Origin of the sequence: Coleofasciculus sp. B1-GNL1-01, assembly GCF_040220235.1 — a bacterium.
Classification (GTDB): domain Bacteria; phylum Cyanobacteriota; class Cyanobacteriia; order Cyanobacteriales; family Coleofasciculaceae; genus Coleofasciculus.
In genome coordinates this window covers 65,621-79,739 of record NZ_JAVJTO010000024.1, presented here as the reverse complement: position 1 = coordinate 79,739, position 14,119 = coordinate 65,621, and the positions used below count along the sequence as shown (strand labels likewise).

Here is a 14,119-nt window from a genome sequence, read left to right as displayed (position 1 = left end):
ACTTCAACGTGTTCGCGGGGAGTCTCCATCTTCAGCGCTAGCAAGATGGGGAGGGATAGCCGGACGCCGGAAGAATGGAGGCGTCCAATGTCTTCCTTTATGCCACGCACAAACCATTATTCCTTCTGATTAACTCGACTTTACTGGGGGCAAATTGCCCAATGCGTTTCCATGTGTAATCACAAACAGAAACCTTTTTGCTCCTCTCGGTATCGGTGAATCCGCTGACGTAGCCAATATAAACTTTCCCTGCTTTTTCGGCTCTAACTAAGTCACCAATCCTAAGACCAAACGGGGTGATTGTTCCACCCTTACGCTTCCTTGTCCCCGACTTGTCCGGGACTTCAAAGTGCAACTGACGGCGGAAAAAGCCGTACTCTTTTCCCCGTTGCACAGCGCCAGGGCGAGTGATGATTTTAAACGGCGAAGGGGTTACGTTAACGCTACCCTTATGGGTGTAACCGCGAGAGTTAGAGCCGATGAACGGGACATACTTGACGAAATATCCGCAAGCCAGTGTCACCCCATCAACCGCGTGGGTTTCTGGTTTGGCTATAGACTTGTTAACCTTGTCTTTCTCTAACCCTAGTTGGGTTCGGAGTTGAGATGTGCCATTGCCATTCTTTTGCCAGCCGTGCCGGACATAGACGGGGACGATTTTTTCCATCTGGGATATTGCCCAATTCTGACCCGTCATCACCGGTGAGAAACCCTTGCCCGACTTAGCACGTTTGCGCTTAGTTTGGTCTATGTCGGCTCTAACTCGTTCATACTCAATTGCTGCTACCGGAAATATCGCCGCCAACTCTTTGACTACCCTTAACTCCAACTGCCGGGAGGCTTTAATGGATGGGGGGAGTTTACACTGTTTGCGGTTATCGAACCTGCACTGCCGATGGTTACGCTGTTTGAACGGAACGTCCCGGTTAATTCGTCGAGACCGTCGAGAGCGTCGTAGCATGGCGCGGGTTTCCATTCGTTTTTTAACGCGACCAAACGGGAGGATAAGATGCAGTTGTAGCAGGGTACATTTAGCGGACTGGACACCGACACCGGAATAAGACTTACCCGGATCGACTCCAACAGCAATTGGTTGCACTTCTTCAGCCGATGGTGGTGTGGTGAGCTGGACATAATAGACGCCCAGGTCTGACCACTTCCCCACTGCCTTACCTTCCTTAATCCACCGTGGGACCCTGGATGGTTTGGTGGGCATCAGTGGTTTTCCTTCTTTGCTAACGACTGGGACACGATTCATAGATATAATCCACTCGTGTAAATGTTTATGTCTCTTCAGGCATTGATAGGGGTGTGTCCTGGATTTACCCAGTTCCTAAACCTACATTTAAGCTGAACTAGAGAAACGTTCAGCAGTGGTTATCCCCTACCAACTCATGCCCTATTCATGTACAGACGCGCCATGGCGCGTCTCTACTGGCAGGTTCCCTCTGCCAATCCGCGTCTTCACGAAGTAAGGCGCAGTTCATGAATTAAATCGATAATTTGATCACAACGGAAGTTATTCACCATATCTGTGATAGCTTGGGCGATCGCGGTATGAGTTGGGGGAATTTGCTCGATAAGCTGGAAAATCCGTTCGTTATCAATCGAATCTGCCGCTTGGTATAATTCATGAATCCACTCCTTGGACATAATTGTCAGGGCTTGAGCCGTTAGGGGTTGGTTGGATGCTAGGTTTTCATCCTCTAACGCTGTTGATGCGGTTGGCTGTTCGTAGACATAATGCACCCCTAAATAGTGGGCTATCTTATTAAAGATTACGTCTTCTCGGAAGGGTTTGCGAACAAAATCGTCACACCCAGCCGAGAGAACCAGCGATCGCTCTTCTTCAAACGCACTAGCGGTAAGGGCTAACACCACGGTAGCTTGACCTTGGAGATGCCCTTTAATGTGTTTGGTGGCTTCATATCCATCCATCACAGGCATTCGCATATCCATCCAAATCAGGTGAGGTTCCCAGCTAGTCCAGATCGCGATCGCGTCTTGCCCATTCACCGCTTCTCGCACGGAAAATCCCACGGCGGTTAGCAGTTTTACCAATAATAAGCGACTTTCTAGGCGATCATCCACCACTAGGATACGGTAATTGGGTTGTCTGGGTACTAAGCCAACTACGCGAGGCGTCGCTGACTGGGTTTCTGGCTCAATTCCCTCCACCCGGTTAACGTGAATATCAAAGGTAAAAATACTGCCTTGGTTTAAGCGACTACTGACCTGAATTTCTCCGCCCATAAGTTGGACAAATTGTTGACTAATCGGTAATCCTAATCCTGTACCTTCCAGCGATTTGCGCCCGGTTTCAGTTTGCCCAAAAGCCTCAAATAGTAAATCAATTTCCTCTGGCGCAATACCGGAACCCGTGTCTTCAATTTCAAATCGCAGTTTTTGAGGGATTGGGAAAGTATTAAATGTTGGGTGTTGAGTTGATTCTCCCATTTTCCCCTGCTCCCAGACGTAGCATGCTACGTCTCTACATTGCTTGCCCGACTTCCCCTGCACCGCTTTAACGCGCAAGGTAACACCTCCCTGGCTAGTGAATTTAATCGCATTATTCACTAAATTAATTAAGACTTGACGCAGCTTCCCTTCATCAGTCTCTACATAGCGAGGTAGCGCCTCATCATAATCAAAGACTAACTGCAATCCTTTATTCTCAGCCTGCAACTTGAACATTTCCTCTAAAACTTGCAGCATCCCATATAGATCAAAACTATAGCAATTGAGTTTGACCTGACCTGCTTCAACCTTAGACAGTTGCAGCACATTATTGATTAAACCAAGTAAATGTTCACCAGAGCGGCAAATAATGCCAATATGATCATGTTGTTCTTGGGTTAAGGAAGAGTCGCGCCCTAACAACTGAGCAAATCCAATAATCGCATTCAAAGGAGTGCGTAATTCATGACTCATATTAGACAGGAATTGACTTTTGGCGCGATTTGCCTGTTCAGCCGTCTCTTTAGCCAGTTTTAGAGCAAATTCCACCTGCTTGCGATCGCTAATATCTTGGCTGACGGCGATCAGACAGGTTTGCTCATCTAGGTTAATTTGTTCGGCTGAGAGTAAGGCGGTGCGAATGTCCCCCGATTTGGTACGAAACTCAAATTCGTAGTTGCGAATAATCCCCTTGTTTGATATTGCTTTTAACATCCGGTTTCGGTCTTTTTGATTGACCCAGAGATTCAAATCAAGGGCAGTGCGACCAATAATTTCTGGGGCAGAATAGCCGGTAAACTGACAAAAGCTATCATTCACATCAATATGACAGCCATCACTTAATCGCGTGATTGTCATGGCGCTGGGACTAGAACGGAAGGCACGGGCAAACTTTTCTTCTGATTGATACAAGGCAAATTGGGTGCGTTTGCGATCGGTAATATTGCGGGCAACCCAGATAACAGAGTTGTTCGGTAACGGGGCAATACTGGCGGTAAACCAAACCCGTTGATCGGCATCATTTAAACTATAATCAAAATGAATCGGTTCTTGGGTTTCGATAACCTGGTGAATTTGCTGGAACCAGCTTTGAGTATTGTCACTGTCGAGAAATTGCTCAATCGTTTGGTTAATCAGGGGTATTGATTTTTTAATATCGCGAGTGGGTCGAGTTGGTGCAACTTGAATATCATTAGTTTGAGGATCAATAATTAGGATAATATCAGGCATTGCTTCAAATACTGCTCGCATTTTGCCCTCAGAGGTTCGCAATTTTTGCTCAAGTAACTTGCGTTCCTCAATTTCTTGGTAAAGTTGCTGATTTTTGGTTTCTAATTCTTGGGTGCGATCGCGGACGGCTTGTTCTAGGGTTTGGTTATACTCGGTTAAAATTTTCTCGGTACGTTTGCGGGCGGTAATATCTTTGAATACACTAATACCATAGAGCAGAGTTCCCTGTTCATCATAGATGGGCATTGTCTGCATTTCTAGGGGAATTCGTTGATTCGCGTGACGCACTTCTAAGTCGTCAACGGTTACGGTTTCACCCTGGAGCGATCGCGCGATCGGTAAGCGGTCTAAAGGGTATAATTGAGTGGTGTCTGCTCTATAAAGTTGATAGGTGTAACAAAGTTGATCGGTGTGGAGATTTGGATCTAAATCTTGTGCCAAAATCTGCTTGGCTTGTTGATTCATAAAGTAAAGCTTACCACTAGCCTCCACCACCAACACGCCAACAGGTACTGCTTCTAAAAATTGCGCCAGCCGATGTTCACTTTCACGCACCGCTTCCTCGGCTTGATCATGCAACTGTTCAAAGACAAGATCACCATGTTCTGTGGATGTCTCTAGTAAGATTTTTAAATCTGTATTTTCTTGCTTGAGGCGTAAATTTTCGGCGTTGAGTTTATGAAGATGTAACTGAGCCTGGATTCGGGCTAAAAGTTCGGCTTGGGTAAAGGGGGTAATTAAATAATCATTTGCACCTGCTGCTAATAGTGAGTTTAATTCAGTGATAAGGTTGTGAGTAATTGAGACAATAATCGGTACATCATTTAGCTGTGTCACTTTTTGCAGCTTTTTGATGGGTTCACTGATGTTAATCTCTGAATGATTAACAGCTATCAGGATTAAGTCAGGTATAGAATCAGTATCGGCATCAATAATAGATAGAGCTTGTTCAAGGTTTTCAGCGTTAATATGACTATATTCAGAACTAGATAAATACTTGTTAATAGTCTGATAATTATCCGAATAAGCAGCAATAATCAATATCTTTATCGGTTTTATATTCGGCAAAATATCCATGGTATTTATTAATGTTTATGCTCACCACTCGCTGTCTTACTACTGGCGTGGCACACCTAATTTGGTGGATTAAAATTGTAGGGGCGCACCGACGTGCATTGGTATCAACTTAAGATGAAAAGCACGACTGGCAAGCTTTTCACCCTCATCCCCTAACCCCTTCTCCCACCCCCCTCGTTCCCCCCTACGAAGAGGGGGGAGGACAGAGGATGCTTCGCTTTTGTTGCATAGGAGAAGGGGAACCATCACATAAAGACGCTTCCAAAGCATCTCTAGAATACCGTTTCTATATCGCTTCCTTCTTGCTCCCCTCTCCCCTGGTGGGAGAGGGGCTGGGGGTGAGGGGGTTGAGCTTAAGTTGACACGGATGACCGACGTGCGCCCAATTTCACTGTCAAATCTATGCCACCATTTTAGCTGTGTCAGTCCACTACATACACTAAGGAGATATTCCTGGCTGACTCTTAGAATACTTCCGTAATAACTGATTCACCTCTGGATTATACAGCCGCAAATAATTCCAATAATTCTCAAAAACTGCCTCCACATATCCCTTCGTTTCCGCAAAAGGAATCTGCTCAATAAACGCATCAGGGTCAGTTGTATCATACTTCCTGATCCACTTTGCCACATTCCCTGGACCCGCATTGTAACTTGCTACGGCGAATAGAGAATGGTTATTGTATTCTTGGTGAGTGTGATCTAAATACCATGTACCCAATTTGACATTATCATTAGGGTCATTCAGGTCATACTCCTGAAGCTGAATTTTATCGGCAATCCATTGACCCGTTCCCGGCATCACTTGCATTAACCCCCTGGCTCCCGCTATAGAACCGATTTCGGGTTCAAACCGCGATTCTTGGCGAATTAAACCTGTCACCAATAAGGGATTAAGTTGACGTTGACCAGACCAATTGACAACCGAATCAAAAAATGGTAGAGGAAAAAGTGTATGCCAATACGCTGGTTCAGCACGCAAGGCTTGCCATTGCCGACGTTCTTCCGGGGTTTCGCGCTGACTCAAAAACCAAACTTGGTTAATTCCATTAATGTTATCACCCACGCCTAAGCGCATAACGCCATCGGTGAACTGTTCAGCAACCGTGGGTTCCTGGCGATTCTCAAATTCGGCTTGCCAAAGCGTCCAACTGTCCTGATTTTGTCCCAATAGATGCAATTCTTTTAAGGTATCTGATCCAGCCGGAAGTCGCGATCGCGTTTTCGGTAGCACCACCGTCGGATTCACATCTCGCACCGTGGTAAAGTCCCCCACATCCCAGCCGAGAAATCGGGCAGACCGCCACGCATAATAGGATTCGGGATACTGTGCCAAAACATGCTCAAATGCGGATGTCGCTTCCTCTTGGCGTCCCAGTTGCATTGCCCATCTGCCCACCCAAAACGCCGCTTCCGGGGCGATGGCACTATCGGGACTATCTGTGGTAATCGGTTGCGCCCATTGCCATGCTTCGGCGAGATTCCCCGCTTGGGCTTTCTGGTTTGCTACCTGCCAACGATAGTCTGCGGCGGCGTCAGAATTCGGATATTGGGTTAACACCGATTGACGGGCTTGGGCGGCAGATTGAGAACTGCCCAACGCATCCAGGATGTTTGCTTTGGTGAGTAGGGCTTCTGGGGCTTCATCGGGGAACTTCGCCACCACCTGATCCAGGTAAGGGATTGCCTCTTGGGAGGGGAGGAGACTCGCCAGACGCCGCAATCCTAACCCCGTTTCCTTGGCATCGGGGAAGGTGCGAATAAGCTGTTGATAGGCGGCTTTGGCTTCCTGGCGTTTGCCTTTCAGGTGATAGCCGCGCCCCACTCGATAGGCATGTTCGGGCGTGGGCGGGGCTTTGGTGTAGGCTTTGGCAGCTTTGCCATATTCGCGGGTTTTCCAATAGCCAAAGGCAATCGTCTGCCAGTCTTCCGGCTGTAATTGAGAGGCATACTCATTCACTAAGCGATCGCGAATTCCGCCACTACCAGGAGCATCGTATGCTGATTTCGCCAATAGTAGTAATAAATCCAACTGTTTAGGATTCTCTTGCAGCTTTTGGCGAACAATATCTAGGGTACGGGGATGAGTCGGAAATTGCGCGATCGCCTGTTGCCAATACTCTGGATTCGATTCCCCTAACGCATACAGGGCGTGCGCGGCGACGGGATCACTGGGGTAAGTCTCTAGAATCCCTTGCCAAGCTTGTTCGGCGTTAGCCATATCCCCCATCGCTGTGTAGGCTTGAGCGCGTTTCAGGGCTATGTGAGAGGCTAACTGGGGATACTTCGCGTCCAATCCCTCTAACCATTGAAGTGCCGCCTCTGGCTGCTGTTGTCCAATTAAATCCGACGCCAACAAATAGCGGGCGCGATATTGATCCAGGGATTGACGCCCCGAAGCAATATCCATCAGTTGTTCCGCCCTAGCTTCGGGGGATAAGGATACCAAGGGCAATACCAGGGATTGAGTATCCTTTTGGGTCAAACCCAGTTCACTTGGCGGGGACTCACCGAGCCAGTTTTGCAGAACACCAGTCTGTCGGAGAACGAACCAAGACGAACCACATAAGGCAATAAATAGCAATCCCGCCCCGACTGCTACAGGAACTCTGTATTTCTGTACCTTTAGCATGAAACCTATTTCGCCCAATACTGATAAAATACTGTCTACCATTGTGACGAACGATCAGGAAAATGGGGGAGTTATCAGTTATCAGCAGCAGGGGGAGCAGGGGGAGCAGGGGGAGCAGGGGGAGCAGGGGGAGCAGGGGGAGATAGGGAAAATGAGAGAACTTTCCTTGTCTGTGTAATCAGTGTCAATAAGCTCTCACCTCCCTACCCCTATCTCTCCAATAAATCCGTGAAATCAGTGTTTTGACGAATAACGAATGACGAATGACAAAGGACAAATGCAATACTGAAAGATGAGGTAAAAGATAAGAGACACAACGAAGGAATGGAAATTCGAGCCACGGATACACCACGGGTAGATTGGACTGGTGATGCCCTAGCACTGGGATTCTTTGAAGATGCTGTAGAGTTAACGGATGATTTAGCCCAGCTTGATCAGAAACTCTCCGGTACGCTGAAGGAACTGATTGAGGAAACCGAGTTTAAAGGAAGCGTTGGCAGTAGTGCTGTAACTCGTGTGGGTGCCGGTAGCTCAGTTCGTAAAGTTATTTTAGTCGGGTTGGGTAAATCGGATGACCTAACCGTAGACAGTTTACGTCGGGTAGCGGCGGCGATCGCACGGATGGCAAAGCAGCAAAAGAGCAAAACTCTGGGTGTTAGCCTCCCGGCGACGAATAATGATACCGCCCTCAGCGCCCAGGCGATCGCCGAAGGGATTACTCTAGCATTGCATGTAGATAATCGCTTTAAGTCGGAACCGGAAGATAAGGGGGCGAAACTCGAACAGGTTGAATTATTGGGATTGGGTGATGTCCAAGCCGCGATTAACCAAGCCCATGCGATTTGTGAAGGAGTAATCTTAGCACGAGAGTTAGTCGCCGCCCCCCCGAATTCTGTCACTCCCCTAACCTTGGCACAGACAGCCCAAGATATTGCCTCTGCTTATGGGATGACGCTAGAAGTATTAGAGCGCGACGAATGTGAAAAGTTAGGCATGGGCGCGTTTTTGGGTGTAGCCCAAGCCTCAGAAATGCCACCCAAGTTTATTCATCTCACCTATAAACCCCAAGGAACACCGCGTCGGAAAGTCGCGATTGTGGGCAAGGGATTAACCTTTGATTCCGGTGGCTTGAACCTAAAAGTCTCAGGTAGCGGCATCGAAACCATGAAAATGGATATGGGAGGGGCGGGTGCTACCCTCGGTGCTGCTAAGGCGATCGGTGAATTAAAGCCGGATGTGGAGGTTCACTTTATTAGTGCCGCAACCGAGAATATGATTAGTGGTCATGCGTTGCATCCCGGTGATATCCTTACCGCCTCCAATGGCAAAACCATTGAAGTGAATAACACCGACGCCGAAGGGCGGCTGACGCTGGCTGATGCGTTGGTGTTTGCTGAGAAGCTGGAGTTAGACGCGATCGTGGATTTAGCCACCCTCACCGGGGCTTGTATCGTAGCACTCGGCAATGATATTGGTGGACTTTGGACAACTGATGACACCCTCGCAACTCAATTCAAAACCGCATCGGAAAAAGCGGGTGAAAAATTCTGGCAGATGCCGATGGAAGAGAAATACTTTGAGGGAATGAAGTCACCCATTGCTGATATGAAAAACACGGGACCTCGTGCCGGGGGTTCAATCACAGCGGCTCTATTTTTAAAGCAGTTTGTGAAAGAGACAGCGTGGGCGCATTTAGACATCGCCGGTCCAGTTTGGGCAGATAAAGAAGACGGGTGCAATAATGCTGGGGCGACAGGTTTTCCAGTTCGCACGCTGGTTCACTGGGTTTTGGCATAAGCGAGGTGCGTAATTGCACGAAGCAGTCTAAACATTGACCAAAGGGTGTTGGGAAATTTTTCAATAACCGTAGGGGCGCAAAGATTTGCGCCCGATTCAATGGTCAAATCGAATCCACAATTTTTGTTCTGCTCTTGTTTGGGTGTATCACATCGAGTCTAAAAATGCTGTAGAGAAACACAAAAGCCCATAAGAGGAGATAGGGTAAGAAGCGAACCTTCTCTAGGTGAGCCAACGAATAAACAATAGAGTTTTTGGTGACTCCCTGAGTAAAGTTCAACACCTCAAATGGTTTCAAATAGACTGAACGATTGGGAATATTTTGGCTTCACAGGCGTAATTGAATAAAGGGCGCACGTCTGTGCGCCCCTACAGTGTGAATGAACTAAATTATCGTAGCCCAAACGAATCTAATATCGTGCTATTTGATAAGAAATAGGGTAGTAAAGAGAATCCGTTTTTATTGGATGAGTCTCTCATCGGACGTTACCTCCGGTTCATACTCGTGACAGCCTTCGCAGGAACCGAGAGGGTTTACAGCACAAAGCAAGAATGCAGAATTCGCATAATATCGACAGGTATGCTTTTTATCGACCGTGTTTGATAATTGCCTCATGCGTTGCTCATGAAAATCAATCAAGCGTTTAATCTGAGCATGGGACTTTAGTCTCATGCGTTTGAATCCAATTGTTGTCATCGCTAACTTAACCAAAGACAGTTGTGGGGTCTATTTGCTTAATTTTCTGTAGACAACGGTATAATAATCCCTAATTATGCCATAAAATATCTACCCAATTGCACAGATACAATGGGCAACCGGATGCATGAATCAGGTTTTTCCTGTTAGAGTTTCGGTGTCTTCTAGGGGGACAAATCAATGAAATAAAGGAAAAAGCCGCGTCTCCTAAGAAACGCAGCTATTGACTTAAAAGACTCGGTGCGGTAAAATCGCCCTATTCATTACTTCTGATCAAACTAAATTGGTAGCAGGATAATTGTTCACCTATCCTGCTCCTGTTTCTTTAGGATGCGACTACATCGGCAACGGTCAACGAATTCAAGTTATCGAGATTGACTCCCGAAATAGTATCGAGCGTTTGTCCACCAAATTCTCCGTACATTCTAGCCAACGCTCCGGTTAAGCCAGCATTGTAGTCCATCGCCACTTCATTGCGAATGAAGTCCGTGCGCTCATCCACATAATCAAAATCATCGGCTGAAGCAGGACCTCCCACTAGCGCCCCGTAGAGGGTATGTAGGTTATCGCGAGAATCACTGATATTCGTCACTCCAGAAGCCGCGCGGTGGTGGGGGTTGAGCGCATAGTCCTCACCAAAACCAACCATATAGCTGAAGTCGCGGGGATTATCGCCTAGGATATAGTCAATTTGCCCCTCAGCAAAATCCGAGTATTGACCATTGGGGTCATTCACCGTATCCGCGTAGACGCCAGCTAGGAATGAGGTATTGGCGCTGTAGCGCAGAGAACCCCACTGACTCAGCCATGCGAGTCCACCATCGGTATAGGTTGCGGTACTACCGCCGGGAAGCCAGGAGTTTAACCAGCCTTCCACATCACCTTTATACTCAGATTTGCCCGTTTCCTGAGCTAACAAGATAGCCGCACCATAGGATTTGTCATCCCAGGATTGCGTCCACCCTGGACCAATTCCCTGGTATAAACTTTCGGCTTTGTTGAGATACGTCGTATCTGTACTACCCGCCGCCTCCGTTGCTTTGTGTAGCCAGGTTGCGCCCCAAACTAGCTCGTCTTGGAAGCCACTGAAGGAATTGTAGAACTGACCCGCATCGGGAATCGCGTCAGTATAGACACCGCGATATTGGTCAGCAAAATCGTAGAGTTGTTCAGCGTTCTGTAGCAGGGTATCCGCGTAGGCTTCGTCTACTCCTCGGAAGACAATCGAAGCCGCCGCCAGAGACGCCGCCGCTTCCCCAGCTAAATCAGACCCAGGATTCTGACGGTCGATTTTATAGGCGGGTCGTTCCATGGTCATGTCTTCCGGAGGACCCCAGTAAGCGTGGTCGAGGTTACCATCTCCAACTTGTCCGTAAAACTCTTTCGTCCCTTGACCGTCAGTGACGTGAGCTTTGAGGATGTAATCAGTACCCCACTTGATGGTGTCCAGAACCTCTTCAAATTGTCCACTTTGCTGATAAGCATCCTGGTATTGAACCGCACCCCAACCCAGCATGGTTAGGGAAGCGGCTCCGGGTAAGCCGAATTTAACGTGGTCGCCCGCGTCGTAGTAACCGCCTGTCAGGTCAACTCCTACATCTGAGCCATCGTTTAGAGCGGAATCACCGCGCCAAGGGATAGGATTGGTATCGGGTAGGTCACCAGAGCGTTGAGCATAGTAGAAGAGGATAGACTTTTGCAGCGCTTCCCCATAATTAAAATCCCCTTGCTGAGGAGGGGGTTGGGAGGAATCGTTATTGAGAATGGTTCCCACCCCTTGACCATCTCCAATCGTGGCGTTACTAGCATTGGAGAGATTAACGTTAAAGGTTTCATCGCTCTCAACCGTGGTGTCTCCAGTGACAGCGACACTAATGGTTTTCGAGGTTTCTCCCGCCGCAAAGGTAAGTGTGCCAGATTCAGCGGTATAGTCAGACCCCGCTGTGGCTGTGTCATTGCTAGTCCCGTAGTCAACGCTTATCGACTCCGTGCTAGCGGCGGAGAGGCTGACGGTAAAGGTCGCGTTTTTACTCCCGCTATCGCCTTCAGTGACACTGACATCATTGATGGAGAACTGGGGCAGTACCGGAGTAGAATCGGCGTCATCATTATTAATGGTGCCAACCCCTTGAGCATCTGCAATGGTTGCATTGCTGGCATTGGAGAGGTTCAAATTAAAGGTTTCATTGCTCTCTACTGTCGTGTCTCCATTGACATCAACGCTGATGATTTTCGAGGTTTCTCCCGCTGCAAAGGTGATTGTACCCGATTGAGCGGTATAGTCAGACCCTGCTGTTGCTGTACCGTTGTCAGTCCCATACTCAACCGTCACCTCTTGGTCACTGGCTTCGGACATGTTGACGACAAACTCAGCCGCAACCGTACCGTTGTCACCTTCGGTAACACTGACATCATCAACTGAGAGCGTCGGTATCGAGGGGGAGGCGTCAATGGGGTCTCCATTCAAACTGTAGCTAGTGGGTTCAACACTATCACCGTTACCGTTGAAACCGAAAGAAACCGTACCGTCAGCCGCTAAAGTGCCGTTATAACTAAGGTTGCCAATGGTATAACGGTTGCCTTCTTTGCTGAGAATTTTCGCTCCCCAGATATCGGTAATTTCAAATTGAGAGTCAAACTCCAGCGTCCAGCCATTCACCTGGCTTGAGCTATTGTTAGCAATTTCTAGATTCGCGGTGAAGCCACTTCCCCAATCGTTGGCAACATCAAAATCAACCGCAAACGCATTGTCTGTGGTGGGAAGACTGCTGGAGTCATCATTGCTAATTGTACCCACCCCTTGAGCATCTGCAATTGTGGCGTTGTTGGCTTGGGAGAGGTTAACGTTAAAGGTTTCATCGCTCTCTACCGTTGTGTCACCTAAGATGGGTACAGTGATGGTTTGAGAGGTTTCTCCAGCGTCAAAGGTGATTGTGCCAGATTGAGCGGTGTAGTCAGACCCCGCTGTGGCTGTGTCATCGCTAGTCCCATAGTCAACGGTGACAGATTCAGTGCTAGCGGCGGAGAGGTTAACGGTAAATGTTGCGTTTTTACTCCCGCTATCCCCTTCAGTGACACTGACATCATCAATCGATAACTGGGGTAGTACTGGGGCAGACTCATCATTATCGGTAATTGTGCCAATCCCTTGCGCGTCTGCAATGGTGGCGTTGCTGGGACTAGAGAGATTCAGAGTGAAGGTTTCATTGTTCTCTACCGTCGTGTCCCCAAGTACAGGTACACTAATGATTTTAGAGGTTTCTCCTGCCGCAAAGGTCAACGTGCCAGATTGAGCGGTGTAGTCAGACCCCGCCGTGGCTGTACCATTGGCAGTCCCATACTCAACCATCACCTCTTGGTCACTGGCTTCGGATAGGTTGACGACAAACTCAGCCGCAACTGTACCACTGTCACCTTCAGTAACGGTTACATTATCAACAGAAAGCGTCGGTATGGATGGAGACGTGCCAATGGATTCTCCATTGAGACTATAACCGGTTGGTTCAACACTCTCGCCGCTACCGTTGAAACCGAAAGAAACCGTACCATCAGCCGTTAGAGTGCCGTTATAGCTGAGGTTGCGAACTGTATAACGATTGCCGTCTTGACTAACAATTTCCGCACCCCAGATATTGGTAATTTCAAAGGGAGCTTCAAACTCCAGAGTCCAACTATTTACATCGCTGGAACTATTGTTGGCAATTGAAAGATTCGCTGTAAAGCCACTTCCCCAGTCATTTGCAACATCAAAATCTACAGCAAAAGTCATTCTTTAACTCCTATTAGTGAGCGCATTAAGCAAGAACAAAAGCAAGGATTTGTTCTCAGAGCAGGAATTGGCAGCTACAATAATGTTTGCTCGGACATTGTTGTGGTGCTATCCGCAGGTACCACTAATAGCTATTCTGACAAGCAGAATATGAAGTGTCATCATTTTTTAATAAAGTTATTTTAAAGATTAATAAAAGAAAAATAAAAGCAATTACTTGTTTTAAAGAATAAAAAAATATATTATTTTCTCTGAAAAATATAATTTTAATTGGGTTAATTCTTTTTTCTCCCATTATCTGTTTCAAGAAGAAAGGAAGCGGAGGAGTGGGGAGAGGAGGAAGATGAGGAAGTTACAGCAGTTTGCTCTGCTATGCGGTACATTGTCGATCCCCCTAAATCCCATAAGCCAAAAAAGCGAAGCATCCTTTGGCTTCCCCCTTTTTAAGGGGGACGGGAGG

6 protein-coding genes are annotated in these 14,119 nt (G+C 47.6%); 1 reads left to right on the top strand and 5 read right to left on the bottom strand.

The window, feature by feature from the left end; genetic code table 11:
- Window positions 1-97 precede the first annotated feature (97 nt).
- The 3 genes from RID53_RS05670 to RID53_RS05660 all read right to left on the bottom strand — a co-directional run bounded on the left by RID53_RS05670 (window position 98) and on the right by RID53_RS05660 (window position 7,396).
- Complete coding sequence (locus RID53_RS05670) at window positions 98-1,258, bottom strand: RRXRR domain-containing protein (protein WP_446387192.1); 1,161 nt, start codon at window positions 1,256-1,258, stop codon at window positions 98-100.
- Window positions 1,259-1,464: 206 nt separating this feature from the next.
- Window positions 1,465-4,764 (bottom strand): PAS domain S-box protein, encoded by a 3,300-nt coding sequence (locus RID53_RS05665; protein ID WP_446387191.1) that lies wholly within the window; start codon window positions 4,762-4,764, stop codon window positions 1,465-1,467.
- A gap of 439 nt (window positions 4,765-5,203) precedes the next feature.
- On the bottom strand, window positions 5,204-7,396 hold the full coding sequence (locus RID53_RS05660; protein ID WP_446387190.1) for a transglycosylase SLT domain-containing protein: 2,193 nt from the start codon (window positions 7,394-7,396) through the stop codon (window positions 5,204-5,206).
- Window positions 7,397-7,720: 324 nt separating this feature from the next.
- Between RID53_RS05660 and RID53_RS05655 the strand changes: the two genes are divergently transcribed.
- Window positions 7,721-9,193, top strand: a complete 1,473-nt coding sequence (locus RID53_RS05655) for a leucyl aminopeptidase (RefSeq protein ID WP_446387189.1) — start codon at window positions 7,721-7,723, stop codon at window positions 9,191-9,193.
- Between the two features lie 460 nt (window positions 9,194-9,653).
- On the opposite strand, the gene RID53_RS05650 is transcribed toward RID53_RS05655, so the two are convergent.
- Complete coding sequence (locus tag RID53_RS05650) at window positions 9,654-9,866, bottom strand: DUF6464 family protein (protein ID WP_446387188.1); 213 nt, start codon at window positions 9,864-9,866, stop codon at window positions 9,654-9,656.
- A 349-nt stretch (window positions 9,867-10,215) separates the two neighbouring features.
- Window positions 10,216-13,659 carry a glycoside hydrolase family 9 protein gene (locus RID53_RS05645; RefSeq protein WP_446387187.1) on the bottom strand — a complete coding sequence of 1,148 codons (3,444 nt, stop codon included), beginning with the start codon at window positions 13,657-13,659 and terminating at the stop codon, window positions 10,216-10,218.
- Between the last annotated feature and the right edge of the window lie 460 nt (window positions 13,660-14,119).